21 protein-coding genes and 1 pseudogene are annotated in these 26,084 nt (G+C 67.9%); 12 read left to right on the forward strand and 10 right to left on the reverse strand.

Going from position 1 to position 26,084, the window contains the following annotated elements:
- Positions 1 to 139: 139 nt before the first annotated feature.
- Entirely contained in the window at positions 140 to 646 is a 507-nt protein-coding gene (locus A5767_RS10985; RefSeq protein WP_006552646.1) for a VOC family protein, read from the reverse strand.
- Positions 647 to 882: 236 nt separating this feature from the next.
- On the opposite strand from A5767_RS10985, the gene A5767_RS10990 reads away from it, so the two are divergent.
- On the forward strand, positions 883 to 1,311 hold the full coding sequence (locus tag A5767_RS10990; RefSeq protein WP_006552647.1) for a hypothetical protein: 429 nt from the start codon (positions 883 to 885) through the stop codon (positions 1,309 to 1,311).
- 3 nt (positions 1,312 to 1,314) lie between these two features.
- Here A5767_RS10990 and A5767_RS10995 read toward each other — a convergent pair whose 3' ends face one another.
- Complete coding sequence (locus A5767_RS10995) at positions 1,315 to 2,100, reverse strand: DUF1206 domain-containing protein (RefSeq protein ID WP_006552648.1); 786 nt, start codon at positions 2,098 to 2,100, stop codon at positions 1,315 to 1,317.
- A 180-nt stretch (positions 2,101 to 2,280) separates the two neighbouring features.
- Between A5767_RS10995 and A5767_RS11000 the strand changes: the two genes are divergently transcribed.
- Positions 2,281 to 5,592 (forward strand): bifunctional proline dehydrogenase/L-glutamate gamma-semialdehyde dehydrogenase, encoded by a 3,312-nt coding sequence (locus A5767_RS11000; protein ID WP_064852307.1) that lies wholly within the window; start codon positions 2,281 to 2,283, stop codon positions 5,590 to 5,592.
- A gap of 66 nt (positions 5,593 to 5,658) precedes the next feature.
- Positions 5,659 to 6,039: a hypothetical protein gene (locus tag A5767_RS11005; RefSeq protein ID WP_064852308.1), complete on the forward strand. Its 381-nt coding sequence runs from the start codon at positions 5,659 to 5,661 to the stop codon at positions 6,037 to 6,039.
- Positions 6,040 to 6,043: 4 nt separating this feature from the next.
- Here A5767_RS11005 and A5767_RS11010 read toward each other — a convergent pair whose 3' ends face one another.
- Positions 6,044 to 7,618 (reverse strand): hypothetical protein, encoded by a 1,575-nt coding sequence (locus A5767_RS11010; RefSeq protein WP_064852309.1) that lies wholly within the window; start codon positions 7,616 to 7,618, stop codon positions 6,044 to 6,046.
- Positions 7,619 to 7,728: 110 nt separating this feature from the next.
- On the opposite strand from A5767_RS11010, the gene A5767_RS11015 reads away from it, so the two are divergent.
- The 3 genes from A5767_RS11015 to aroD all read left to right on the forward strand — a co-directional run bounded on the left by A5767_RS11015 (position 7,729) and on the right by aroD (position 10,626).
- Positions 7,729 to 8,052 (forward strand): hypothetical protein, encoded by a 324-nt coding sequence (locus A5767_RS11015; protein WP_024102029.1) that lies wholly within the window; start codon positions 7,729 to 7,731, stop codon positions 8,050 to 8,052.
- A 117-nt stretch (positions 8,053 to 8,169) separates the two neighbouring features.
- Complete coding sequence (locus A5767_RS11020; RefSeq protein ID WP_019290902.1) at positions 8,170 to 9,813, forward strand: MDR family MFS transporter; 1,644 nt, start codon at positions 8,170 to 8,172, stop codon at positions 9,811 to 9,813.
- Positions 9,814 to 9,855: 42 nt separating this feature from the next.
- On the forward strand, positions 9,856 to 10,626 hold the full coding sequence (gene aroD, locus A5767_RS11025; protein WP_064852310.1) for a type I 3-dehydroquinate dehydratase: 771 nt from the start codon (positions 9,856 to 9,858) through the stop codon (positions 10,624 to 10,626).
- Here the strand turns inward: aroD and A5767_RS11030 are convergent, their stop codons facing one another.
- From A5767_RS11030 to A5767_RS11040, 3 genes are read right to left on the reverse strand one after another with little or no spacing between them, the layout of a single operon-like run.
- Positions 10,627 to 10,995: a fluoride efflux transporter FluC gene (locus A5767_RS11030; protein ID WP_019290900.1), complete on the reverse strand. Its 369-nt coding sequence runs from the start codon at positions 10,993 to 10,995 to the stop codon at positions 10,627 to 10,629.
- Positions 10,992 to 11,453, reverse strand: a complete 462-nt coding sequence (locus A5767_RS11035) for a fluoride efflux transporter FluC (protein WP_064852311.1) — start codon at positions 11,451 to 11,453, stop codon at positions 10,992 to 10,994. The genes A5767_RS11030 and A5767_RS11035 overlap by 4 nt, the downstream gene beginning before the upstream one ends.
- Entirely contained in the window at positions 11,438 to 12,337 is a 900-nt protein-coding gene (locus tag A5767_RS11040; protein WP_006552657.1) for an alpha/beta fold hydrolase, read from the reverse strand. Before A5767_RS11040 ends, A5767_RS11035 begins: the two co-directional genes overlap by 16 nt.
- Positions 12,338 to 12,422: 85 nt before the next feature.
- Between A5767_RS11040 and A5767_RS11045 the strand changes: the two are divergent.
- Positions 12,423 to 12,665 (forward strand): annotated as a pseudogene (locus A5767_RS11045) (cytochrome P450); the annotation flags it as partial.
- A gap of 19 nt (positions 12,666 to 12,684) precedes the next feature.
- A complete protein-coding gene (locus A5767_RS11050; RefSeq protein WP_156665149.1) occupies positions 12,685 to 14,805 on the forward strand; it encodes a thiamine pyrophosphate-dependent enzyme in 2,121 nt (706 codons plus the stop codon).
- Positions 14,806 to 14,821: 16 nt separating this feature from the next.
- Here A5767_RS11050 and A5767_RS11055 read toward each other — a convergent pair whose 3' ends face one another.
- Both A5767_RS11055 and A5767_RS11060 read right to left on the reverse strand, forming a co-directional pair.
- A complete protein-coding gene (locus A5767_RS11055) occupies positions 14,822 to 15,529 on the reverse strand; it encodes an HNH endonuclease family protein (protein WP_024102037.1) in 708 nt (235 codons plus the stop codon).
- Positions 15,530 to 15,570: 41 nt separating this feature from the next.
- The gene (locus A5767_RS11060; RefSeq protein WP_064852312.1) at positions 15,571 to 16,593 is read right to left on the reverse strand and encodes a beta-ketoacyl-ACP synthase III; all 1,023 of its coding nucleotides are present in this window, start codon (positions 16,591 to 16,593) and stop codon (positions 15,571 to 15,573) included.
- Positions 16,594 to 16,756: 163 nt separating this feature from the next.
- On the opposite strand from A5767_RS11060, the gene A5767_RS11065 reads away from it, so the two are divergent.
- Positions 16,757 to 17,365, forward strand: coding sequence for a class I SAM-dependent methyltransferase (locus tag A5767_RS11065; RefSeq protein WP_064852313.1), 609 nt, complete (start codon positions 16,757 to 16,759; stop codon positions 17,363 to 17,365).
- Between the two features lie 97 nt (positions 17,366 to 17,462).
- Entirely contained in the window at positions 17,463 to 19,298 is a 1,836-nt protein-coding gene (locus A5767_RS11070) for an acyl-CoA dehydrogenase (RefSeq protein ID WP_006552663.1), read from the forward strand.
- 239 nt (positions 19,299 to 19,537) lie between these two features.
- Here A5767_RS11070 and A5767_RS11075 read toward each other — a convergent pair whose 3' ends face one another.
- Together A5767_RS11075 and A5767_RS11080 are read right to left on the reverse strand one after the other, a co-directional pair.
- Positions 19,538 to 22,093, reverse strand: coding sequence for a VanW family protein (locus A5767_RS11075; RefSeq protein WP_064852314.1), 2,556 nt, complete (start codon positions 22,091 to 22,093; stop codon positions 19,538 to 19,540).
- 231 nt (positions 22,094 to 22,324) lie between these two features.
- Complete coding sequence (locus A5767_RS11080; protein ID WP_064852315.1) at positions 22,325 to 23,638, reverse strand: acetyl-CoA C-acetyltransferase; 1,314 nt, start codon at positions 23,636 to 23,638, stop codon at positions 22,325 to 22,327.
- 124 nt (positions 23,639 to 23,762) lie between these two features.
- Between A5767_RS11080 and A5767_RS11085 the strand changes: the two genes are divergently transcribed.
- Both A5767_RS11085 and A5767_RS11090 read left to right on the forward strand, forming a co-directional pair.
- Complete coding sequence (locus A5767_RS11085; protein ID WP_019290889.1) at positions 23,763 to 25,109, forward strand: 3-oxoacyl-ACP reductase; 1,347 nt, start codon at positions 23,763 to 23,765, stop codon at positions 25,107 to 25,109.
- Entirely contained in the window at positions 25,110 to 25,967 is an 858-nt protein-coding gene (locus A5767_RS11090; RefSeq protein WP_006552667.1) for a MaoC/PaaZ C-terminal domain-containing protein, read from the forward strand. It abuts the gene before it with no gap.
- Positions 25,968 to 26,084: the final 117 nt, after the last annotated feature.

Raw genomic sequence — 26,084 nt, forward strand, 5'->3', positions numbered from 1 at the left:
CGCCCCCCCCGGGCGGGGGTGCTTCTTGCCCCCGGGGGCGGCCTTCTGTGCGCCCAAAACCCCTTGGGGGGGGGGGGGGGGGGCGCCGCCCCCCCCCCCCCCCACACAACCTCCCCTTACCCCGTGCTAGAGCTTCGCGCTAGAGCACCTTCGAGCCGTACATCTCGCCGAGCGGGTCGGCGATGAGTTCGAGGCGGGCTCCGTCGGGGTCGCGGAAGTACAACGAGACGTCGCTGTGTTCGACGAGCTCGACACCTGCGTCGATCAGCTTGTCGCGCAAGCGCTCCCAGGCGGGAAGGGCGACGCTGATCGCGATGTGGTGCAGACCGCCGAAGACCTCCTGATAGGGGCCGACGTCGAGACCGGGGAAGTCGAAGAAAGCCAGCAGATTGCCGTTGCCGATGTCGAAGAAGAAGTGCGAGGAGCCGGGATAGTCGCGGTTCTCGATCAGCTCCGTCAGCGGGAACTCGAGGAGATCCTGGTAGAAGCGCACGGTCCGTTCGACGTCGCTGCTGATCAGCGCAGTGTGGTGCAGCCCCCGCGCCGACGACTGCGGGCGCGCGTCGGCAGGCTTCAGGTGTGCGTCGCGGATGAGTGCACGCCGACGCTCGAATTCTTCGTAGCGCTGCTGCTCGTCGGCGATCATCGATCCACCTTCTTTCCGATGTGGTTGCTTTCTCAACCAGGATGATCCCAACTAGTTGCGTTGTCAACTAGTTGGGTCGAGGCGGTAGCTCTTCGTGACCCGGGGAGTCACGGACCGGGTACGACGATCTCCTCACCGTCACGTCTTCTTCACGAACATCCGATTCGCCCGTTCCCCGGATGTCGAGTGCGGACGATGAATATGTCGGGGACTCACCGCGGTTCCGAGGAGATCCCATGAACCATCGCAGGACCCTGCGTGCGACGGTCTCGTTGCTCGCACCGCTCGCACTGCTCGCCGGTTTCGCACCCGCCGCGAGCGCAGCGGCGGATACGGACACCCGAGGATTGTGGACGGTCAGCACCCGCGGAGACACCGTGCTGGTGAAGCTGATGTACACGTCCCCACCGGACGAGGACCACCCCTTCATCTGCGTCGCGGCGCTCGGCACCGGCGAGTCCGGAATCGCGGAGATCTTCGGAGCGAACTACCAGACCCTCGAGTTCACCGGGATCGCCGCAGGACTCAACATCGCGACCGCCAGTTGCGAAGACAACGACGGGGAGCTGCGGCCGGTGGGCGCGATCGAGTTCGAGTTGCCCGGCCCACCGACCCTCCACTACGTCGCGACCGAGTCGTTCTGGTTCGACGACGCAGACGACTGAGCGTCACATCTTCGCGTCGCGGGCCATGACGAAGCTGTAGAGGCCGTAGACCGCGATGCCGAGGCCCATGAGAACGAGCAGCACCGTACCGAAAGGCTGCGAGCCCAACGTCTTCAGAGCACCGTCGAGGCCCGCTGCCTTCTGCGGGTCGGCCTGGAAGACCGCGACGATCACCAGAACACCGACGAGACCGAGCGCGAGACCCTTCGCGACGTAACCGACAAGCCCGAGACGTTTCACGAACGTGCTCGGGTGGCTCTTCAGATCGTCGACGAAGTTCTTCGACGCGCCCTTGTAGACGTGGTAGGCGCCCACACCGAGGATGACGAGTCCCGCGACGACGAGGACGAACTTGCCGGCACCGGACTGCAGCAGCTTCGCCGTCAGACCCGCGTTCTGTTCACCACTGGACTTGCCGCTGCCGCGGGCGAACCCGAACGCGGTGTACGCGAAGGCGAGATAGACGACACCGACGCAGGCGGCCTTGAACCGGTCGAACGCTTTGTCCTTCATGTCGGCGTCGGGTTGTTCCGGTTCGGACGCCTTGCCGAAGGTAGCCTCGGCGAACCGCCACAGGCCCATCATCACGAAGACGACGACGGCGATCCACAACGCGATCTTCCCGCCGGGCTGCTCGCCCAGTTCCGCCATCGCACCGGACTGCGACGCCTCCTGCTCGCCGCGACCGAACGCGACCCTGATCGCGAGGTAGCCGATGAGCAGGTGCACGATGCCACTGCCGACGTAGCCGGCACGTGCGAACTTCTCGAATACACCGTTCTGCGCCATGCGCTCGGCGGATGACGCCGCGCCACGTGACGCGGGGGCCTGACGGTTCACTCTCGTCTCCTCATCGGTCGGGACTGTCCCCTTCGTGCTGTATTCCCGGCACCGCGGACCGCAAACGCGAACCGGCTCCGGTGGGTAGATTGGCGTCAGGTTCGAAACGCCGTCGATCGGAGGCGCATCGTGCGGATCGTCGAGGATGCTGTCGCCCTGGCCCGCCGGTGGGTGGAGGAATCGTCGAAGGTCGCACCCGACCGTGCGGCCCGCCACCTCGCCGACGTTCTGAAGGATCCCCACGGACTCGAGTTCACCGTGCGCTTCGTCGACGAGGTCATCCGCCCCGAGGATCCGGCGACCGCAGCGCATGCCCTTGCCGAATTGTCGCGGAACATACCGGATTTCCTTCCCGTCCACCTCCGTGCGGCCGTGCGGGCGGGCGGTGCGATCGGTCCCCGCTTCCCGCACCTCGTCGTCCCCGCCGCGCGTCGCGCGCTCCGGACGATGGTCGGGCACCTCGTCGTCGACACCGACGATGCCGCGCTGGGCCGGGCCATCGCACGACTGCAACGACCCGGCATCCGGCTCAACCTCAACCTGCTGGGCGAAGCCGTCCTCGGCGAGGCCGAGGCGCGTCGCCGTTTCGAGGGCACCCATGCGTTGCTGGCACGTGACGACGTCGACTACGTCTCGCTCAAGGTCTCGGCGGCCGTCGCGCCGCACTCGCCATGGGCGTTCGACGAGACCGTCGCGGACATCGTCGAGCGGCTCACTCCGCTGTACCGTCTCGCCGCGACCTCGCCGACGCCGAAGTTCGTCAATCTCGACATGGAGGAGTACCACGACCTGGACGTGACGGTCGCGGCGTTCACGACGCTGCTCGACCGTCCCGAGTTCCTCCATCTCGAGGCCGGAATCGTGCTGCAGGCGTATCTGCCCGACGCCCTGACCGCCATGATCGAACTGCAGCGGTGGGCGGCGGCGCGACGCGCAGGCGGCGGCGCCGCGATCAAGATCCGGGTGGTCAAGGGCGCCAACCTGCCGATGGAACGGGTCGACGCGTCGCTGCACGGATGGCCGCTCGCGACGTGGAGCACCAAGCAGGAGACCGATACGAACTACAAGCGGCTGCTGCACTACGCGTTCACGCCCGAGCGGATCGAGAACGTGCGGATCGGGGTGGCCGGGCACAATCTCTTCGACATCGCCTACGCGTGGGAGCTCGCCGGTCGCCGGCAGGTGCGCAACGGGATCGACTTCGAGATGCTCCTCGGCATGGCGCAGAGCCAGGCCGAGGTGATCCGTCGACACGTCGGCAGCCTGTTGCTCTACACACCCGTCGTCCGCCCCGACGAGTTCGACGTCGCGATCTCGTATCTGGTGCGTCGGCTCGACGAGGGTTCGGGGCAGGAGAATTTCATGTCGGCGGTGTTCGATCTGGCCGACGATCCCGCCCTGTTCGGACGCGAGGAGCAGCGGTTCCGTGCGTCGGTGGCGGCGCTCGACGACAGCGTCCCCTCCCCCAACCGCACGCAGAACCGGCAGGGTCCTCCCACCCCTGCGCCGCCGGTGTTCACGAACACACCGGACACCGATCCGTCCCTGCCGCAGAACCGGGAGTGGGGGCGCCGCATCCTCGAGCGGGTGCCGTCGTCGAAACTCGGTATCGACACCGTGCGCGCCCACACCCTCTCCTCCGAGGACGACCTCGAGCGCGTGCTGGTCGACGCGAACGCGGCCGGTCGTGTCTGGGGTGCCCGCAGCGGTGCCGAACGCGCACGGATCCTCGAACAGGTGGCCGATGTGCTCGAGGCGCGGCGCGCCGATCTGCTCGAGGTGATGGCGGCCGAGGGCGGTAAGACGCTCGACCAGTCCGATCCGGAGGTCTCGGAAGCGATCGACTTCGCGCGGTACTACGCCGAGCGGGCCCGCGCGCTCGACGAGATCGACGGTGCGCGGTTCGTGCCGTCGACCCTCACCGTCGTGACGCCGCCGTGGAACTTCCCGGTCGCGATCCCGGCGGGGTCGACGCTCGGGGCGTTGGCGTCCGGTTCGGCGGTGGTCCTCAAGCCCGCGACGCTCACGGCTCGGTGCGGGTCGGTGCTCGCCGAGGCGATGTGGGATGCCGGCGTGCCCCGCGACGTCCTGCACCTCGTCCACGCCGACGAACGGTCGCTGGGCACGAAGCTCGTCTCCGACCCGCGCGTCGACCGGGTGGTGCTCACCGGTGCCTACGAGACCGCCGAACTCTTCCGTTCGCTGCGTCCGGGGATGCGACTGCTCGCCGAGACGAGCGGCAAGAACGCGATCGTCGTGACGCCGAGCGCCGATCCGGATCTGGCGGTGCGCGACGTCGCGCAGTCGGCGTTCGGGCATGCGGGGCAGAAGTGTTCGGCGTCGTCGCTCGTGATCCTCGTCGGCTCCGTGGCGACCTCCCGCCGGTTCCGCGACCAGCTCGTCGACGCGGTGCGGTCACTGCCGGTCGGGCCTGCGCACGATCCGCGAACACGTATGGGGCCGTTGATCGAACCGGCGCAGGGCAAACTGCTCACCGCGCTCACCGAACTCGACGACGGCGAGTCGTGGCTCGTCGAACCGCGCCGGCTCGACGAGGAGGGCCGGCTGTGGACGCCCGGTGTGCGCACCGGGGTGCGACGCGGGTCGCGCACGCATCTCGTCGAGTTCTTCGGTCCGGTGCTGGGGGTGATGACCGCGGCCGATCTGGACGAGGCGATCGCGATCCAGAACGAGGTGGACTACGGGCTCACGGCGGGTCTGCACTCGCTGGATTCGGACGAGATCGCCCGCTGGCTCGATCGGGTGCAGGCCGGGAATGTGTACGTCAATCGCGGTATCACCGGTGCCATCGTGCGACGGCAACCCTTCGGGGGTTGGAAGAAGTCGTCGGTGGGAGCGGGCTTCAAGGCGGGCGGGCCGAACTATCTCTTCGGCTTCGGTTCCTGGGAACCGTGCGCCTGGGACGAGGACACGCTGCGCCGGGCGTTCGAGGACGACGAGCGAGCATGGACGTCGGAATTCGCTGTGACACAAGATATCACGGGACTCTCGGCAGAGCGGAACCTGTTCCGGTACCGGCCCGTTCGCACACACGTACGCCTCGGTGAGGCCGGGCGGCCCGACGAACTCGTGCGCGTGCTCGGTGCCGCGGCCCGGGCGGGCGCGCCGGTGGAAATCTCTTCGGCTTTCGCCGTCGATCTCGTAAGATGCTCGAATACAGCACGTTTCGGCGGTCGCGTGCGCGTGGAGAGTGATGTGGAATGGGAGGAACGGATCGTCGACACGATCCCGGCGCGTGTCCGCCTGATCGGCGCAGCGCCGCCCGCCGAATGGAACACCCGATGCGACATCGCGGTGTTCGACCATCCGGTGACCGGATCCGGACAAATCGAAATGCTGCCGTTCCTGGCCGAACAGTCCGTCACGATCACCGCTCATCGATTCGGCACACCGCACCGGCTCACCGACGAGATCATCTGAAAACAAATCCCGAAGCGGTTCTGCCGAAGCCCTGTGAACCCCGACACTGTGAGGTGGAATAGGAAAATGGATATCGCCACGACACCCCCTACCGAACGTCGCAAGCTCGCACTCGCCGCAGTGAAGGAACTCGGACCCCAGCGCACCGAGAAGGCCGTCCTCAAGGTTCGTTGTCCCAAGGGCCACACCGTAGCGGCGGTGTACAACACCACCGAGGGTCAGGTCGTGGTCTCCCGCAGCGGTCCCGGCGGCCGCGGCAACCGCGACCGCGAAGCGACACCGCACAACGGCACATCACTCAATTCGGAGTATGTGGACACTCTGGAGGCGACGCAGTTCGAGGACGACGCCATTCCGTCGGGATGCGCGTGCGGTCCGCGCTCGCTGTCGCGGAAGAAGATGCAGGACGCCGTGGCGACACACGCTCACGTCATCAACCTGACCTGATCCCTCACAGACCGAAACGCAACTGCACCCGGAACACGTCGAGCACCTCGTCGACCCACCCCAGGATCGACAGCGTCGAATCGATGTTCTGCGGTGGAGTACGCACAAGGGTGTCGTGCCGGAGCAGACGCTCGAAATCCACGGCGACAGGACCGTTTCGCACCGTTCCGTTCGGCGACCGGAATTCGACGCCGGCACGCACCATCACGTCGATGATCTCCTGGGCGAGGATCCCGTAGGCGACCGTCGTCGGGTGCACACCGTCGAGGGAGAACAATCCCCCGCTGTCGCGACCGCCGTGACCGTCGGCCGACAGGAAACGCGTGTCCGGTACCGGGTCGAGCGCGGCGAGCGTCGGCGGTAGCGGGTACGGCTGCCACCACGCGGGTCGCGCATCGAGGTCGTCGACGTAGCGGCGCGCGGCCAGGCGGTCGAGGATGCCCGCGGTGTCGAGCAGATACCAGTCCAGTCCGGCACGTCGCGCGTCGGCGACCGCTTCGGTGATCGTCTCGTCGAACAGGTCGATCGCGGCGTCGACCATGCGGGCCTGCGCACCGGTGATGTGTTCGTCGCGGCTCGCATCGAAGCGGCGCGCGTCCACCCACGGCCGGGTGTAGTAGGGGAAGTACGGCGAGCCGTTCTTCGTCCCGATCCCCCGGGCGATCGGGGCGATGGTGACGTGCGGGACGGTGCACAGCACCACGTGCCGCGCGTCGATGTCGCGGAGCTTCGCGACGACCGCCGCGAACTCGCTGTCGAAATGTTCGGGCCGCCAGATCGTGTAGGCGGCTTTCGCGTGGAGGTCGCGGAAGTCGTCGCCGCTCCACACGACCTGCAATTCGGTGACGGTCTGCAGCGCGTTGTTCGAACCGAGGAAGACGACGAGTGTCTCGATGCCCGCCTCGGTGTCGCCGTCGTGCTCGGCACCGAGTTCGGCCGCGACGTCGAACAGTGTCATCTCGCGGCGCCGGTCGTCGGTGTTCGGATAGACGTACAGCGCCGCCCGCTCCCCGTTGTTCTCGACGAGTTGCCGCACGAGATCGTCGCGGGGTGTTGCGATGCGTTCGGCGCAGACGCGGGCGGTCTTCTGCAGCGCGTCGCGCAGATCCCAGCCGAAACACGACAGGTTGTGGAGATATCCGACGAGCGGTGGTGTCGCGCCGGGTCCGCGTTCCCAGTAGTCCTCGACCTCGTCCATGAAGCCGCGCGCCGTGAACAGCGCCGTCGGCAGCTCCCACGGTTGCAGCGTCGATCCGTGCCGCTCCTCGATCCGGCGCAACAGCACTTCGACGTTCAACGGCAGTCCGCCCGGTCCACCGAAGCGCGGGTATCGGAGATCGGCGCCGAGCTCGTGGGCGACGATCGCCGGGACGGAGACGTCGGTGTTGTAGATCGCGCCGCTCTGGAAGCCCTGCAGCAGGGAGTCGCCGAGCGCCACCAATCGGTGTGGCGGTGTGCCGCGGAAGGACCGGGGAACGTCGATGCCGAGGGTCGGGTCGAACACCGGCACCCGCGGCGGCCGGGCGGCACGGGCCACGACCGTGTCGGGTGTGCCCTCCGGGATCTCGTCGGCCGTCATCACGCCTCCTCGGCCCCCTCATCGAGGGTAGACAAACGGCAGCACCGTCGTGGCCGGATCCGGGATCGTCGACGGTGAACCCGATCCGGGCCGGCGCGTACCTTCGGAGCATGAGCGACGCCGACTTCGCCCACACCGATCGCGCCGAGAAGAACCGGCGGGACAAGGCCGTGACCCTGGCCCGGTATGCATGGAACCGCGGCATCTCGGGAGCCGAACTGCTCGCCATGACCGACGAGACGCGACGCAAGCTGGCGCGGGCCGCGGATGCGCATCCGCCGCGCACGATGGAGACCTGGGAACTCGCCGCGAGATTGATGGACGAGAAGACGGCGTGGGCGCAGAAGCACCCGGATCATCCGGCAGCGGTCCGCACCGACGAGGACGAGAAGATCATGTGGGTCAAACCGCCCGTGCGGTCCTGGTTCGAGTGACCTGGAGGAAATTGCCTTGCAGCAGAAGTTACCGAGTGCAACAATTTCCGATCGCCTCACCTCTGTGCAGGCCACCTTCGCCTGACAGCTCGATATTCCTATTCCGACAGGAACACCGTGACCACCACTTCGGAACCTCTGGTTCTCACCCAGCGACGGATCTGGATCATCTTCTCCGCGCTCATCGCGGGCATGATGCTCGCCAGCCTGGACCAGACGATCGTCTCCACTGCCATGCCCACGATCGTCGGGCAACTCGGCGGCGTCGAACACCAGGCGTGGATCACCACCGCCTACCTGCTCGCGGTGACCATCGTGATGCCGATCTACGGCAAGTTCGGCGACGTCTTCGGGCGCCGGTACCTGTTCCTCATCGCGATCGGCGTGTTCACCCTCGCCTCCGCGGCGTGCTCGATGACCGACGACTTCTGGACCTTCGTGGTCTTCCGCGCGATCCAGGGCTTCGGGGGTGGCGGTCTGATGATCCTGTCGCAGGCGATCATCGCCGACATCGTGCCCGCGAGCGAACGCGGTAAGTACATGGGCCCGCTCGGCGCGATCTTCGGTCTGTCGGCCGTCGGTGGCCCGCTGATCGGCGGCTTCTTCGTCGACCACTTGACGTGGGAGTGGTGCTTCTACATCAACGTGCCGGTCGGCATCATCGCGTTCGTCATCACCTGGTTCGCGCTGCGCCTGCCGGTGAAGAAGCCGACGAAGCGGATCGACATCCTCGGCGTGCTCACGCTCTCCCTCGCCACGACCTGCCTGATCTTCTTCACGGATTTCGGTGGCGACGCCGATCGCGGCTGGACCGCTCCGCTCACGTGGATGTTCGGCGCCGGACTCGTGGTGTTCGTGTGCCTGTTCGTGCTCGTCGAGTCGCGGGCGCAGGATCCGATCATCCCGCTGTCGCTGTTCCGCAACTCGATCTTCGTCAACGCCACGGCCATCGGTTTCGTCCTCGGCCTCGGCATGTTCTCGGCGATCGCGTTCATGCCGACCTTCCTGCAGATGTCGTCGGGCACCTCGGCCGCGGTCTCGGGTCTGTTGCTGCTGCCGATGATGGCCGGTCTGATGATCACCTCGATCGGCTCGGGTCTGGCCATCACCAAGACCCAGCGCTACAAGATCTATCCGATCGTCGGTTCGCTCATCACCGCGGCGGGCATGCTGTGGCTGACCACCCTCGAGGGCGACACCCCGCTGTGGGTGATCTGCTCGATGCTGTTCGTCTTCGGTCTGGGTCTCGGCCTGATCATGCAGGTCGTCATCCTGATCGTGCAGAACGCGGTGCCCGCCGACGAGATCGGCACCGCGACGAGCTCGAACAACTACTTCCGTGAGGTCGGTGCGGCGCTCGGTGTCGCGATCTTCGGCACCATCTTCACCAACCGCCTGGCGGAGAAGCTCGTCGAGGTCTTCACCGCGGCCGGTGCGACACCGGAGCAGGCCGGCCAGGCCACCGCGACCGTCGATCCGGCGGCGATGAAGCTGCTGCCCGATCCCGTCCGCGAAGGCATCGTCGACGCCTACGCCGACTCGCTGGCGCCGGTGTTCTGGTACCTCATCCCGTTCCTGCTCATCGCATTCGTCCTGGCGTGCTTCATCAAGGAGATCCCGCTCTCCGACGAAGCACTCATGGTCGCGCGTGGCGAGGCGATCGCCGACCCGTCGAAGGCGGCGAAGGACGACGCCGTCGTGGTCGTCGAGGGGACCGAGGCCGGTGCGGACACTGCGGACAGCGGTTCGAAGCGGTCGTGATCGAATAGGGCCGATCATCGGACGAGGGAACGGAGACGGCACGTGGGACGAACGATCACACCGGTTCGCGTCAAGGACGTGGTGATCGGTGAAGGCGCACCCACGATCCTCGTCCCCGTCACCGGCCGCACCCCCGAGGTGCTGCGCGAACAGATCGCGGCCGTCGCCGAGCGGGCCGACGTCGTCGAATGGCGCGTGGACTTCTTCCACACCGTCGACGACGTCGCCTCGGTGGTCGCGCAGGCCGGCTCGTTGTCCGAGCAGTTGCAGGGCACTCCCCTGCTCGCGACCTGCCGCACCGCCGACGAGGGCGGCGAGATCGCGATCGACGACGAGGCGTACGCCGATCTGACGGTCGCGCTCGCCGAGAGCGGCGCGGTGGATCTGGTGGACGTCGAGTACCGCCGCGGCCGTGCCGCCGTCGAGCGGATCGTCGCGGCGGCCCACGCCTGCGGTGTTGCGGTGGTGGCGTCGAACCACGACTTCGACGCCACTCCGCCGAAGGACGAGATCGTCGCGCGGCTACGCGAGATGCAGGAACTCGGCGCCGACATCTGCAAGATCGCCGTCATGCCGCAGTCGACGGCCGACGTGCTCACCCTGCTCGACGCGACCCGCACCATGCACGAGGACCACGCCGACCGCCCGTTGATCACCATGTCGATGGGCGGCCTCGGCGTGGTGTCGCGGATCGCCGGGCAGGTCTTCGGATCGGCGGCGACGTTCGGGATGGTCGGCACCGCCTCGGCACCCGGGCAGGTCGACGCCGACGAACTGCGCTCGGTGCTCGGCCTCATCGACCGCGCTCGCTGATCACCACACGGCGGTGAGAGCGAGCCCGGCGGCCGCCGCGATGAGCGTGGTCGCCAGGGTGCCCAGCGCGATCGCGCAGGCGGCACCGTAGCGGCGCGCCACGATCAGGCGGACGGAGTCGACGCTGGTCGTGCTGAAGGTGGTGAACCCGCCGCAGAACCCCATCCCGACGACGGCGAGCAACTCCGCGGCGGCGTCGTGGAACAGCACCGCACCGGTGAGCAGCCCCAGCAGCAACGAACCGATGACGTTGATCAGCACGGTCGGCCACGGCAGGGACGATCCGGAGCGGGCACGCAGAGCACTGTCGACGACGAACCGCGTCACCGCACCGGCGCTGCCTGCCAACGCCACCCACACCGCGATCATCGCCGTGCCGCTCGGCGACTCCCGAACCACGCGCTCAGCGCGACACCGATGCCGGTCGCGAGAAGGCCGACGAGCATCGTGCCGAGCGCATAGGTTGCCGCGGCGACGAGTTCACCGTCGCGCAGCAGCAGGTCGGTGTCGACCGCGAGCGCGCTGTAGGTGGTGAACGAGCCCAGCGCACCGGTGCCCACCCCGAGCCGGACCACCTGACGCCAGGAGGTGTCGGGACCGATGCGGATCAGTGCCTCGAGCAGGAATCCGAGCAGCAGCGCACCGAGGACGTTGATCGCGAAGGTCGTGACCGGCCAGCCCCCGGACTCGACGGGGAACCACCGGCCGAGGCCGTAGCGGGCACTCGTCCCGAGCAGACCGCCCACGGCGACCGCCGCCAGCGCCGACGGTCGCAGGTGCAACGCTCTCGGCAGCGGGCGTTCGCCCTCGGTCAGTCCTGGTCCCACAACTTCAGAACCGTAGTGAGGATCTCCTCCGACGCACCGAGACCCCCGAGATGACTCTCGCCGGGCAGGTGGTGGAACTGGGCGTCGGGCAGCAGGTCCACCATGTGCAGGCCGTGCTCGATCGGGATGATGTGGTCGGTGTCGCCGTGCCACCACCGCACGGGCACCTTCACGTCGGAGACGCGGAAACCCCAGTCGCGGGTGAATACGACGATGTCGGCGAACGGCGCGGAGATCTGACGTCGGCTGCCGTTGAGCAGGTCGTCGAGGAACATCGTCTTGAACTCGGGACGGGCGAGCAGGCGGCGGTCGGCCTCGGGTGAGAACCGTCCGTACAGGTCGATGATCGGCGACGCGAACGGGCGCACCACGCGGATCGCCGCGCTCATCGCCACGCCGATGGGGACGCCCGCGGTCTGCAGTGCCGGCGCGACGAAGGCGCCCAGCTTCATCAGGTTGCTGTCGATCGACTCGGGACCGACGACCGGTGCCACACCGCCGAGGACCGCAGCCGCGACGACCCGTTCGCGCAGTGCATAGGCCGCGGCGAGGGTGTAGGGGCCGCCGCCGGACAGTCCGACGAGGGCCATGCGGTCGACCCCGAGGGTGTCGGCGACGATGCGCAGGTCGTCGCTGAACGCGAGGACGTTCTCGTAGATGTGCGGTGTCGACGAGCCGATCCCCGGGCGGTCGATCCCGATGAGGCGGATGTGGTTCCGTTCGGCGAAGGCGCGGGCCTCGATGGGAACCTGGCGGCGCGCACCCGGCGTGCCGTGCAGCCAGAACACCGTGCGGCCCTGGGCCGACCCGAACTCGGCGAAACCGAGCCGGCGGCCCTCCCCGACCGCGACGGTGCCTTCGAGCTTGGGGCGTTCGACGTCCATGGCGCCAGCATGGCACGCACCCGCACGCCCGACCAGCGACCGTCCCGTGGGACGAATCGACGCAACCGAGATGTGATGCACGCTTCCCGAGCGGTTCTCGCCGGAGCGCCGCGAGGACAAGGTGCACAAGTACGCGTGGGCGCCCTTCGGCGGTGGCGCGCATCGGTGCCTGGGCATGCATTTCTCGGGAGCGGAGATCAAGACGGTGCTGCACCATCTGCTGTTGCGTTTCCGCTGGCACGTGCCGGCCGACTACGTCGCGCCGATGAACTTCACGTCGTTGCCGTTCCCGAACGACGGGGGGCCGATCCACCTCCTTCCGAGGTGATCGGGCGTAGAAAGAAGGAGTGACCGCCGCCGACGAACTCGACGAACGTTTCGTCACCGCGGTGCGCGCTCTGCCCGGGCACGCACCGCCGACGCGTCCGGTCGACCGGCAGGTCGACGACGACCTGTTGGCGCGGTACTTCGACGCCCAGGTGCAGTCGCGGCACCTCGATGTCGCGGCCCGCACCCTGCAGGGACGCGGCGAAGGCTTCTACACCATCGCATCGGCGGGCCACGAATCGAACGCCGCGCTGGGCCTGTGCACGCGGGTGACGGATCCCGCTCTGCTGCACTACCGTTCGGGCGGTTTCTACGCGGCTCGCGCGTCGCTCGTCGAGGACAGTGCCCCGATCCGCGACGTGCTCGCCGGATGTGCGGCGTCCACGCTCGATCCGATCTCGGCGGGCCGGCACAAGGTGTTCGGCAACGCCGGCCTGAACATCCTGCCGCAGACGTCGACCATCGCCTCGCACATGCCGCGGGCCGTCGGTCTCGCCCTCGCGCTACCGCGGATGCAGCGACTCGGGCTCGACGCGGCGTGGCCGTGGGATTCGGTGGTGGTGTGCAGTTTCGGTGATGCCTCGGCGAACCATTCGACGGCCGTCGGCGCCCTGAACGCGGCCGCCTACTGCCGGCACCGCGGGTTGCCGTTGCCGTTGCTGCTGGTGTGTGAGGACAACGGACTCGGCATCAGTGTGCCCACCCCGCCCGGCTGGCTCGAGCGGTCGCTGTCGTCGTATCCGGGGATCGAGTACCGGTCGGTGGACGGCGCCGATGCGGTGGAGATGCTCGCTGCCGCAACCGATGCCGTGGAGACGGTGCGCACGACCCGGGCTCCGGTCCTGTTGCACGTGCGGGCAGTGCGTTTCCTCGGCCATGCCGGTTCCGACGTCGAGTCGGCCTACCGCAGCCCGTCGGATCTTGCCGCGGACCACGAGCGGGACCCACTGGTGGGTACGGCCCGTGAACTCGTCGCACGCGGAATGCTCGATGCGGCAGGGGTTCTCGACCGGTACGAGCGGATACGGGTCGAGGTCGGCTCCGTCGCGGACTCACTGACCCGGCCGCCGCGACTGGCGACCGCCGCCGACGTGATGCGCCCGCTCGAATCCGGGCTCGTGCTCGTCGACGACGATCCGCATCCTGCCGGTGAACCGCTCACGCTCGCCCGGGCCGTCACCCGCACGCTCGGACAGCTCCTCGAGGAGGATCCCCACGCCTGCGTGTTCGGCGAGGACGTCGGCCTCAAAGGCGGGGTCTACGGCGTCACCCGAGGGCTGCAGGAGTGCTTCGGGCGCCTGCGCGTGTTCGACACCCTGCTCGACGAGCAGACGATCCTCGGCACCGCGCTGGGCTTCGCCGTCGCGGGCATGCTGCCGATCCCGGAGATCCAGTACCTGGCTTACCTGCACAACGCCGAGGACCAGTTGCGCGGGGAGGCGGCGAGTCTGGCGTTCTTCTCCGACGGGCGGTACCGCAATCCGATGGTCGTGCGCATCGCGGGCCTGCCCTACCAGCGCGGCTTCGGCGGGCACTTCCACAACGACAATTCCGTCGCCGTGCTGCGCGACATCCCCGGTCTCGTGGTGGCCGTGCCGAGTTCACCCGCCACGGCCGGCGCCCTGCTGCGCACGTGCGTCGAGCTGGCTCGTCAGGAGGGCCGGGTGTGCGTCTACCTGGAACCGATCGCGCTGTACCACCGGCGCGACCTCTACGACGAGGGCGACGGACTGTGGCAGCAGATCCCCGACACCGCCGGGCTTCCACCGGGATCGGTGTGCGTCTACGGCGACGGACGCGACGTGCTGGTGGTGACTTTCGGGAACGGGGTGCCGATGAGTCTGCGGGCCGTCCGTCGCGCGGGAGTCGCGGCAACCGTCCTCGACCTGCAGTGGTTGTCGCCGCTGCCGACGACCGCGCTGCTCGAACACGTCCGCCGCTTCGAGCGCGTGGTGGTGGTCGACGAGACGCGCCGCAGCGGAGGTGTCGCGGAATCGGTCGTCGCGACGCTCGTCGACGATGCGTGGCAGGGCCGGATCACGCGGGTCACCTCCCACGACAGCTACGTGCCCCTCGGGCCGGCCGCGGCGCACGTACTGATGTCGGAGGACGACATCGCGCGGGCCCTGCTGGAGGCGTGATCAGCAGGAAGCGGTATCAGCAGGAGGAGAGGATCCGCGACATCGCGTCGTGTTCAGCCTGGGTGACCCACAGTTCGTAGGTCGTCTTCACCTCGATCTGCCGCACGACGTACTCGCAATGGAAGGCGGTATTCGGCGGCAGCCACTCCGACGCGTCGGAGTCGCCCTTGCCCTGGTTGGTGGGGCCGTCGACGGCGATCAGGTTGCGCGGATCGTTCGCAAGATTCCGCTTCTGCTGGTCGTCGAGATGGCGGGCGCCCTTCTTCCACGCATCCGACAGGGCGACGACGTGGTCGATCTGCACGGCGGACGAGGTCTCGACCCCGCGACGGAAGGAAATCGTCTTCCCCGTGTACGGGTCCTCGAGCGTGCCGGCAGTGACCGTGCACTGCTTCTTCCCGGGCTCGAAGGAGACGTCGACGAGATCGCGCTGCAGGATGTCGTTACGAGTGTCGCAGCCGTTGCGCCCCAGGTCGACGGTCACTTCGTCGGTCCACGCCGAGCCGAACAGTGAGCGGTCGTAGCCGCTCTGCGATTCGGCGGGCCGGACGGGCAGTGCCTCCAGCGCCTCGAGGGCTTCGGAGGGGTTCTCGACCGTGCCCCCGCCGGTACCGCCCGGCTCGTCGTCCCCCATCGGTTCGAGGAGGACGACGGCCACGGAGACCACGACGAAGCACAGGATCCAGACCCAACGGGGAACGGACGACGTGCGAATACTCGCCATATGTCGATACTGCTACGAAGTCGTATTGCTACCGCTGCTTCCTACTTCCCGAGCGGGGGCATCTTCACGACCTGGCCCGCATAGGACAGGCCGGCACCGAACGCGAGGAGCAGCGCGGTGGATCCGACCCCGACCTGGCCGGTGCGCAGCATCTTCTCCATCGCCAGCGGGATGGACGCGGCGGAGGTGTTGCCGGTCTCGATGATGTCGTCGGCGACCGCGACGGTCTCGGGCAGTTCGAGCTGCTTGACGATGACGTCGTTGATGCGCAGGTTGGCCTGGTGCGGGACGAAGGCGTCGAGGTCCGCGAGGGCCACGCCGGCCTTGTCGGCGATCTGCCGGGCGAACTTGCTCATCTCGAAGGCGGCCCAGCGGAAGACCGCGGTGCCCTCCATGATGATCCAGGGACGCTTCTGGTCCGGGTTGGTGGCGAAATCGACCCAGTCGGGTTCCTGACGGATCGCGTTGGCCTGCGAACCGTCGGAGCCCCAGACGGTGGGACCGACGCCGACCTCGTCGGACGGGCCGACGACCACGGCACCGGCCCCGTCGCCGAAGATGAAGCGCACCGAGCGATCGGTGGGCTCGGTGGTGTCGCTCATGCGCTCGACACCGACGACGAGCACGTGCTCGGCCGTTCCGGCGCGCACGAGATCGGAGGCGACACCGAGGGCGTAGCAGAAGCCCGCGCAGCCGGCCTGGATGTCGAGCGCCGCGGCGCCGCCGGTGCCGATGCGGTCGGCGACGAGAGCTGCCGCCTGCGGGGTCTGGAAGGGGTAGGTGGAGGTCGCGACGATCACGGTGTCGATCTGCGCACCCGTGAGGCCGGCGGCCACGAGGGCCTGCTCGGCGGAGCTCGTCGCCATGTCGACGACCGACTCCTCCGGATGCTGCTTCGCGAAGCGACGCTCCTTGATGCCGGACCGCGACTGGATCCATTCGTCGCTCGAGTCGATCTGCTGGCAGATCTCGTCGTTGGTGACGATGCGCTCGGGGCGGTGCACACCCAGACCGAGCAGCGCGCTGTTCCTCAGCGGGGCAGGGACAGCGATCTGTGCACCCATCAGACGAACTCCTCCTCCTCGACGTACCGCGTGTCGGCACATCGCATCCGGTCAACGATATCGCAGGTCACGATTTCGTCACAGCGCTACCCCGACGATGCGCTTCCGTAACCCTCACCGCAAGCGGGGGTCCCAATCGCCACGCGAGGCTAGCGTCGCGGTCATGGATGCACAGGCCTGGAACGAGAAGTACGCGGCGTCGGAACTGATCTGGGGCGCGCCGCCCAATCCGGTGATCGTCGAACACGTGACGTCGCTACCGCACGGTCGCGCCCTCGATCTCGGCTGCGGTGAAGGTCGTCACTCCCTGTGGTTGGCGACGCGCGGATGGGAAGTCGTAGGCGTCGACTTCTCCGAGGTCGCCCTCGACAAGGCCCGGCAGGTCGCTGCGCAGGCGCCGTCCCGCTCACGAGACCGGCTCCGCTACGTCCGCGCGGATGTGACGGCCGACTCGTTCGACGGAGAATATGACCTGATCCTCTCGGTCTTCCTGCATTTTCCTCCGCCACAGCGGAAGGCGCTTCTCGACCACGCGATCAATTCACTGAAACCTGAAGGAATCCTCATCTTCCTGGGGCACGACGCAATAAATCCCGACGAAGGAGTGGGCGGACCCCAGGACAAGGAAATCCTCTACACACCAACCGATCTCGTCGAGGAAATCGACGGCAGATTGGACATCAGGATTGCCGAACGGCGATATCGGGAAACCGATGCGGGAACCGCGATCGACGCGCTCGTCTTGGCGAGCAAACCACCTCTTGGCAGTTAGTTGCCCGACGAGTAACATGGAGATGTTACCGACGAGTAATAACTTGGGCGGTACTTGAAGCCAGCTGGACCGCACCACACTGGGAGACACCGACGACATGGGCCATTACAAGAGCAACCTCCGCGACCTCGAGTTCAACCTCTTCGAGTTCCTGAAGATTCAGAAGGTCCTCGAAGCAGGCAAGTTCGGCGACCTGGACGAGGACACCGCGCGCGGCATCCTCGCCGAGGTCAAGACACTGACCGAGGGGCCGGCAGCCGAAGGCTTCGCCGACGCCGACCGCAACCCGCCGGTCTTCGACCCCGAGACCCATTCGGTGTCGCTTCCCGAGCCGTTCAAGAAGTCGTTCCGCGCCTGGTGGGACGCCGGTTACTGGTCCATGGGCATCCCCGAGGAGCTCGGCGGCACCGACTCACCGCGCAGCCTCCTGTGGGCCGTCAACGAGATGATGCTCGGCGCCCAGCCCGCGGCCTTCATGTACGCGGCCGGCCCCGCCTTCGCAGGCGTGCTCTACGACAACGGCACCGATGAGCAGAAGAAGTGGGCCGCCACCTGCGTCGAGCGCGGCTGGGGCGCCACCATGGTCCTCACCGAGCCCGACGCCGGTTCCGACGTCGGCGCCGGTCGCACCAAGGCGATCAAGCAGGACGACGGCTCCTGGCACATCGAAGGTGTCAAGCGGTTCATCACCTCGGCCGACTCCGACGACCTGTTCGAGAACATCTTCCACCTCGTCCTCGCCCGCCCCGAGGGTGCCGGCCCCGGCACCAAGGGCCTGTCGCTGTTCTTCGTCCCGAAGTTCCACTTCGACTTCGAGAAGGACGAGTTGGGCGAGCGCAACGGCGTGTTCGTCACCAACGTCGAACACAAGATGGGCCTCAATGCCTCCGCGACCTGCGAGGTCACCTTCGGTGGCCACGGCGTTCCGGCCAAGGGCTGGCTCGTCGGCGAGGTCCACAACGGCATCGCACAGATGTTCGACGTCATCGAGCACGCCCGCATGATGGTCGGCACGAAGGCCATCGCGACCCTGTCGACCGGCTACCTCAATGCCCTCGACTACGCCAAGGAGCGCATCCAGGGCGCCGACCTGACCCAGATGTCCGACAAGACCGCCCCGCGCGTGTCGATCATGCACCACCCGGACGTGCGGCGTTCGCTGGCGATGCAGAAGGCCTACTCCGAGGGCCTGCGCGCCGTGTACCTGTACACCGCGGCGCACCAGGACGACGTCGTCGCCGAGCAGGTCTCGGGTGCCGACGCCGCTCTCGCGCACCGCATCAACGACCTGCTGCTGCCGGTCGTCAAGGGTTGCGGCTCCGAGCGGGCCTACCAGTACCTGAAGGATTCGCTCCAGACCCTCGGCGGTTCGGGCTTCCTGCAGGACTACCCGATCGAGCAGTACATCCGCGACTCGAAGATCGACTCGCTGTACGAGGGCACCACGGCCATCCAGGCGCAGGACTTCTTCTTCCGCAAGATCGCCCGCGACCGTGGCGTGGCGCTCGCCCACATCGCCGGTGAGATCAAGAAGTTCGTCGAGCGCGACGACGCCGACCAGCGTCTGAAGAAGGAGCGCACGCTCCTGGCCACCGCGCTCGGCGAGACCCAGACGATGGTCGCGACGCTCACCCAGTACCTCATGGGTGCGCAGGAACAGCCCACCGAGCTGTACAAGGTCGGCCTCGGTTCGGTCCGCTTCCTCGAGGCGTTCGGCGACCTGATGATCGGCTGGCTGCTGCTCGAGCACGCCGAGATCGCTCTCTCCGCGCTCGATGCCGGCGTCGATGCCTCGGACAAGGCGTTCTACGAGGGCAAGGTCGCGGCCGCGTCCTTCTTCGCCAAGAACGTCCTGCCGGAGCTGAGCGTCGCGCGTCAGATCATCACCGACGTCGACCTCGACATCATGGAGCTCGACGAAGCAGCGTTCTGATCGAACCGCTCACGGCGGTAGCGCGATAGACGAGACCGACGTTGTGCGCGATTTCCCCCACGGATTTCGCACACGACGTCGGTCTCGTCGTTTCTCGGGAGCACCCCTGCAGCTCCGCATCCCCGACGGCCAGATCCCCGACGTGGTGCCGCTTCCGGAGTGACGAAGTAAGGGGAGGTTGTGTGCGTGTTCCTTCACCGGAACCGCACACAACCTCCCCGAAGTTTCGAGGACGTCCGCTACTCCTCTTCGGTTCCACCCACTGCAGGTGCCTCGACTGCCGGCGCTTCGGCCGCAGGCGATTCGGGTGCGGGCGCCGGTGCGTCCTCGGCCTCGGCGTCCTCCGATCCGGTGTCGCCGGAGGTCGCGTCGCCGCCGCCCGAGGGCTCGTCGCTCGGTTCCGGTTCGGGGCTGATGCACTTCACGATCGGGACCGGGTCGTACCGGACCGTGCGGGTCGCGCTCGAGATCTGCGCGCCCGTCCGTGCGTCGGTGACGATCCGGGTGTCGGTGACGGTGAAGCCCTGCGCGCCGCTCGACGGAATGCAGGCCGAACCGGCGGGCAACGTGATCGTGTTGGGCGAGGTGAAGTTCGTGCGGTTGCCGGTGACCGACTGGACGTCGACGGTCTTGGTGCCCCAGATGCGCACCGTGATGTCCGAGCTCGTGCCGATCGTCTGGATCAGGACGCCCGTGTCGAACGGGTTGCGGAACTTCAGGTCGATGGCGCCGTCGTAGATCGTGGCCTCGCGCGCCGCCGGGTACCGGGAGATGTAGTAACTGTGCTCGGTGTGCTCGACGTCCTCCATCCCGGCGAAGTAGGTCGCGTTGTAGAGGGTGGTCGCGAGCTGGCTGATGCCACCGCCCACGGCCTTACCGGGACGTCCGGCCTCGATGATGCCCGACTCGATGTACCCCTGCGCCGCACCGCGCGGACCGGTGTAGTCGTTGAAGGAGAAGGTCTCCCCCGGCTTCACGATGGCGCCGTTGATCTCCTGCGCGGCCAGCCGGATGTTGACGCCGGAAGCGTATTCGAAGCCGCTGGTGGTGAACTCCGAGACCACCTCCCTGATGCCGAGCTTCTCGGCGCCTTCGGTGGTGAGTTCGGGTTCGGCCTTCCTGTACACCGCGTCGGTGCTGCGGTCGCCCGCTTCCTTCAGCAGGTCGGGCAACCTCTCGAGGGTGACGGGCCAGTCGACCATCTCGCCTGTCTCGCTGGGCACGATCGTCGGACGACCACCGTCGAGGACGATCCGCGCATCCTTCGGTTCGGTCTCCGACGGGGCGAGCTGCGGCGCCAGGATGCCGATCGCGGCCTCGGTGTCGTACTGCGGTTCGAGTCCGCCCGAACCGTCCGGCACGAACGACAGGACAGCGCCCACCGCATCGCGCGGCAGCACACCGACGGCCCCGTCGAGTCCCCGGACGACCAGATCCTGTGCCACGGCCGGAACGGCGACCTCCGCCAGCGCCCGGTCGAGGCCCTCGCGGGTGACGGTGACGTCGACGCTCTCGACGGGCAGCGAGACATCACCGTACGGCCAGCGCTCGGCGAAGACGTCGCCCGCGACTGCGACGTCGAGCTGCTGGCCGGGCTGCGGCGTCACCGGAACGGGTGTGCCGTCCTCGAAGACGATGTTGCCCTCGCGCGGTTCGTGCGCGGCGGCAGCGGCGGCCTTTTCGATGGCTGCGGACAGGGCGACCTCGTCGCGTGTGGAGACCACGCCGACTTCGTCGTTCCCGAAGAACGACGCGAGTCGCGTGAACGGATTGAGCGGCTGCGAACCCACCTGGTCGAGGGTCGCGGGCCAGTCGATCCCGATCCCGGCCTCCGAGGGCACGATCTGCCCCTGAGTGTCGCCGGCGGTGACGTCGACGGGCATGTCGAGCCGCGGCGTCAGTTGTTCGGTGAGCTCTGCCTCCGCCGCGTCGAGCGACATGCCGCCGATCTCGACACCTGCGACGGTGACACCGCGCGGCACCTTGCCCGACGACAACGCCAGATCGGCCACGTAGAACACGGCGAACAGTGCGACGACGCCACCGACGACGAGCGCGATCGTGCGCCGGGGCAGATTCGATCCAGGCTTGCCCGGTTCGTCGCCGTCTCCGCCGGAACCTCGCGGTCCGCCGGTGGGCGGAGGAGTGACAGGAGGCGGTCCCTGCGGCGGCGGACCCGCCTGCATCTGCTGGGTCTGCTGGTCGCCCTGCGGTGGGTGGGCAGCCGAGGGCATTGCCGTCGACGTGGGTGGGACGGGAGCCCCCGCCTGTTCGGGACCGGGCTGTGCCGGGTTCTGTTCCCCCTGCAAACGGAGGAGCCGATCGGTGGCGGCGGACGATCCGTCACCCGGTGCCCGGTTTCCCGGCGCGACGACCGGGATGACCGCGGTGGGCTCCTCCGAGGGATGGCCCTTCTGGGTCGGGGGTTCGTCAGCACCGGTGGGAGGCGCCTGGTTCGTGCCATCGGCTAGGACCTCTGTGGGAGCCTGCGAGGCAGCCGGGTGCTCGGTGTGCGGCTCGGTCACATCGCTCGCCTGCGACTCGGTCACATCACTCGCCTGCGACTCGGTCACATCACTCGCCTGCGACTCGGTCACATCACTCGCCTGCGACTCGGTGACACTGCTCGCCTTCGCCTCGGCCACCTCCCGGTGAGGATCGACCGCTTCGAACCGCTCGGTAGGAGCCGACGCGCCTTCACCCTCACGAGCGGATTCCGGCGACGAACCGATGTTCTCGGTCCGTGCGTCGTCGTGCTCGTGAGGGGACTCGTCGGTCCCGTTGCTGCCGCTCACCCAGATCCCTTCGCAAAGCTGGGCACGCCTTCGAATTCGCGCGCCGACTACCTGCTTTCAAGGGTAGTGCCCCGGTTCAGAGCGGCTGCGCCCGGAATGCGAAGACCCCGCGTTGCTACCAGGTCGGGGGTCAGGCAGCAGCGCGGGGTCGATGGGTCTATCGCTGTCCGTCGCGGAGCGTTACACACCGAACGGAACTTTCCTCTCTCAACGACTTCCGAGGGGTATCGATCAGGCCTCGAGAATCGCCGTCACACCCTGTCCACCTGCGGCGCAGATGGAGATCAGGCCGCGGACGGGCTTGCCGGTCTCCTGCTTCTTCTCGTGCAGCATCTTGGCCAGCGAGGCCACGATCCGGCCGCCGGTCGCGGCGAACGGGTGGCCGGCCGCGAGCGACGAGCCGTTGACGTTGAGCTTGCTGCGGTCGATCGAGCCGAGCGGGGCGTCGAGGCCCAGCTTGCCCTTGCAGTACTCCTCCGATTCGAACGCCTGGAGGGTGGCGAGCACCACTGAAGCGAACGCCTCGTGGATCTCGTAGAAGTCGAAATCCTGCAGGGTCAGGCCGTTGCGCTGCAGCAGGCGCGGGATGGCGTAGGTGGGCGCCATGAGCAGCCCGTCGCCACCGTGGATGTAGTCGACCGCGGCGGTCTCGGAGCCGACGAGGTAGGCAAGCACGGGGAGCTTACGCTCGGCGGCCCACTCCTCGCTCGCCAGCAACGCGGCCGACGCGCCGTCGGTGAGCGGCGTCGAGTTACCGGCGGTCATGGTGGCGTCGCCCAGCTTGGTGCCGAAGACCGGCTTCAGCGTCGACAGCTTCTCGACCGACGAGTCGGGACGCAGGTTGTCGTCGCGGGTCAGCCCGAGGAACGGGGTGACGAGGTCGTCGAAGAAGCCCCGGTCGTAGGCGGCGGCCATGTTGCGGTGGCTCGCCACGGCCAGTTCGTCCTGCGCCTCGCGGGAGACACCGAATTCCTTGGCGGTGATCGCGGCGTGCTCACCCATCGACAGGCCGGTGCGCGGCTCGCCGTTGCGCGGGATCTCGATGCCGAGCATGGACGGGCGGACGTTGCCGAGCAACTTGACCCGGTCGGCCGTGGTGCGGGCCCGGTTCAGGGAGAGCAGGAACTCGCGGAGCTGGTTGTTCACGGCGATCGGGGCGTCGGAGGTGGTGTCGACGCCGCCGCCGATACCCGCCTCGATCCGTCCGGCGGCGATGGCGTCGCCGACCGCGATGATCGACTGCAGGCCGGTGCCGCAGGCCTGCTGGAGATCCCAGGCCGGGGTGTAGGGGCTCAGCGCGCTGCCGAGCACGCTCTCGCGGACGAGGTTGAAGTCGCGGGCGTGCTTGAGGACCGCACCGCCGACGACGGCACCGAGGCGCTCACCCTGCAGGTTGAAGCGGCCGACGAGACCGTCGAGGGTGGCCGTGAACATGTCCTGGTTGGACGCGCGGGCGTACTTGCGGTCGGACCGGGCGAACGGGATCCGGTTGCCTCCGAGAACGGCGACACGGCGCTGCTGCGTGGAACGGGCTTTGGTGGTCACTGGTGTCTCCCGGTTTCGGACGGATTCGAATTCTGGCTACTATTCTTACTCACGGGTAAGTTTGTTGTCGAACACGCTTGCTGTCGAACACTGCACCGACGACCGAATCGAAGAAGGTGGAATCGTGGCCGAAGCCAAGGGCGCACCCAAGCTCTACGCCCAGCTCATCTCGTCCGCACCCGGAGCGTTCCTCGCCAAGCAGTTCGGTCTGCCACAGCCCGAGAAGCTCCGGCGCTACCAGCCCGGCGAGCCCCCGCTCCCCGGCCCCGTCCTGCTCGGCGGCAACGGCCGCCTGGTCGAACCGATCCGCAACCTCCTGAGCGACTACACGTTCGCCGAGCCGTCCGACACGAAGTTCGGCGCACTCGTCTTCGACGCTACCGGCATCACCGACCCCGCGGGGCTCGAACAGCTCTTCACGTTCTTCCAGCCCACCTTGCGCAATCTCGCCCCGAGCGGCCGCGTCGTCGTCCTCGGCACCACGCCCGAGGAGGCCGGGTCGGTCGACGAGCGCATCGCCCAGCGCGCCCTCGAGGGCTTCACGCGCAGCGTCGGCAAGGAACTGCGTCGCGGTGCCACCGTGCAACTCGTCTACGTCTCCCCGAAGGCCGCGACCGGCCTGTCCGGCGTGGAGTCGACGCTGCGCTTCCTGCTCTCGGCGAAGTCGGCCTTCGTCGACGCCCAGGTGATCCGTATCGGTGAGGGCGACGCCACCGCCCCCGAGTCCTGGGAGCGCCCGCTTGCCGGCAAGGTCGCGGTCGTCACCGGCGCGGCCCGCGGCATCGGCGCGACGATCGCCGAGGTCCTCGCCCGCGACGGCGCGACCGTCGTCGCCGCCGACGTCCCCGCTGCAGGCGACGCGCTGACGCAGACCGCCAACAAGGTCGGCGGCACCGCCTTCGCGCTCGACGTCACCGCCCCCGACGCCGGCGAGAAGCTCGCCGCTCACCTGCTCGAGCGTCACGGCGGCGCCGACATCATCGTCCACAACGCCGGCATCACCCGCGACAAGCTGCTCGTCAACATGGACGCCGCTCGCTGGAATTCCGTGATGGGCGTGAATCTGATCGCCCCGCGGAAGATCACCGACGTGCTCGTCGAGAAGGGCGCGCTGAAGGAGGGTGGCCGGGTCATCGACGTGTCGTCGATCGCCGGTATCGCCGGTAACCGCGGCCAGACCAATTACGGCGCCTCGAAGGCCGGTGTCATCGGCCTCGTCCAGGCGACCAGCGAGGCGCTCGCCGACAAGAAGATCACCGTCAACGCCGTCGCTCCGGGCTTCATCGAGACCGCCATGACGGCCGCGATCCCGGTCGCCACCCGCGAGGCCGGTCGTCTGATGAGCTCGCTGCAGCAGGGCGGTGAGACCGTCGACGTCGCCGAGACCGTCGCGTGGTTCGCGAACCCCGCGTCGAGCGCCGTGACCGGGCAGGTCGTGCGCGTGTGCGGCCAGTCCATGCTGGGGGCCTAGATGGCACGGATCGAACTGTCCTCGCTGCCGTCGACCTTCGACATCTACAGCCGGGCCGTGCTCGGGGCACTGCCCGTCGTGGGTGCGTCGGGCGACAGCCTGCCCGACGACGTCCTGGTCCTGCGGTCGCTGAAGGTCGATCCCGACGATCTCGCCGAGTACACCAAGGTGTGCGGGTTGCGGTTCGGCGACAGCCTGCCGCTGACCTATCCGTTCATCCTCACGTTCCCGCTCGTGATGAAACTGATGGTGTCGAAGGGCTTTCCGTTCGCCGCCGTCGGTTCGGTGCACGCCGAGAACGTGATCGAGCAGTTCCGGCCGATCTCGGTCACCGAGCCGCTCGACATCGCGGTGCACGCGGAGAACATGCGCGAACACCGTAAGGGCCTGCTCGTCGATCTCGTCAGCGAGGTCAACGTCGGACGCGAGTTGGTGTGGCGGCAGACGTCGACCTTCCTGCACCAGCAGCGCACGTCGCTGTCGGGTCAGCCCAAGCCGGAGCCGAAGGAGGAGGAGATCCCCCCGGTCCCCACCTCCACACTGCGGGTCGACCAGAAGGTCATCGACCGCTATGCGGCGGTCTCCGGTGACCGCAACCCGATCCACGTGTCGACCCTGGGCGCCAAGGCCTTCGGATTCCCGAAGACCATCGCCCACGGCATGTGGAGCGCGGCGGCCACCCTCTCGGCCGTCGAGGGACGGATCCCCGGCAAGGTGACCTACGCGGTGCGATTCGGGAAGCCGGTCCTGCTGCCGTCGTCGCTGAGCCTGTACGCGCAGCACGTCGCCGACGGATGGGATCTGGCACTGCGGCATCCGAAGAAGCAGTACCCGCACCTGACCGCCACCCTGCGGTAGGGCGGGGAACCACCGAGATTTCGGGCGGGGCGGGACGCGATGGGGGCGGGGCCCCCCCCCCCCCCCCCCCGGGGGGGGTTTATTTTTTTGGGGGGGGGGGGGGGGGGGCGGGGGGGG

Origin of the sequence: Rhodococcus sp. 852002-51564_SCH6189132-a, assembly GCF_001665495.1 — a bacterium.
GTDB lineage: Bacteria > Actinomycetota > Actinomycetes > Mycobacteriales > Mycobacteriaceae > Rhodococcus > Rhodococcus pyridinivorans.

Coding starts and splice junctions, on each gene's coding strand:
- A5767_RS10985 (WP_006552646.1), bottom strand. CDS start 646: ATGATCGCCGACGAGCAGCAGCGCTACGAAGAATTCGAGCGTCGGCGT.
- A5767_RS10990 (WP_006552647.1), top strand. CDS start 883: ATGAACCATCGCAGGACCCTGCGTGCGACGGTCTCGTTGCTCGCACCG.
- A5767_RS10995 (WP_006552648.1), bottom strand. CDS start 2,100: ATGGCGCAGAACGGTGTATTCGAGAAGTTCGCACGTGCCGGCTACGTC.
- A5767_RS11005 (WP_064852308.1), top strand. CDS start 5,659: ATGGATATCGCCACGACACCCCCTACCGAACGTCGCAAGCTCGCACTC.
- A5767_RS11010 (WP_064852309.1), bottom strand. CDS start 7,618: ATGACGGCCGACGAGATCCCGGAGGGCACACCCGACACGGTCGTGGCC.
- A5767_RS11015 (WP_024102029.1), top strand. CDS start 7,729: ATGAGCGACGCCGACTTCGCCCACACCGATCGCGCCGAGAAGAACCGG.
- A5767_RS11030 (WP_019290900.1), bottom strand. CDS start 10,995: ATGATCGCGGTGTGGGTGGCGTTGGCAGGCAGCGCCGGTGCGGTGACG.
- A5767_RS11040 (WP_006552657.1), bottom strand. CDS start 12,337: ATGGACGTCGAACGCCCCAAGCTCGAAGGCACCGTCGCGGTCGGGGAG.
- A5767_RS11055 (WP_024102037.1), bottom strand. CDS start 15,529: ATGGCGAGTATTCGCACGTCGTCCGTTCCCCGTTGGGTCTGGATCCTG.
- A5767_RS11060 (WP_064852312.1), bottom strand. CDS start 16,593: ATGGGTGCACAGATCGCTGTCCCTGCCCCGCTGAGGAACAGCGCGCTG.
- A5767_RS11065 (WP_064852313.1), top strand. CDS start 16,757: ATGGATGCACAGGCCTGGAACGAGAAGTACGCGGCGTCGGAACTGATC.
- A5767_RS11070 (WP_006552663.1), top strand. CDS start 17,463: ATGGGCCATTACAAGAGCAACCTCCGCGACCTCGAGTTCAACCTCTTC.
- A5767_RS11090 (WP_006552667.1), top strand. CDS start 25,110: ATGGCACGGATCGAACTGTCCTCGCTGCCGTCGACCTTCGACATCTAC.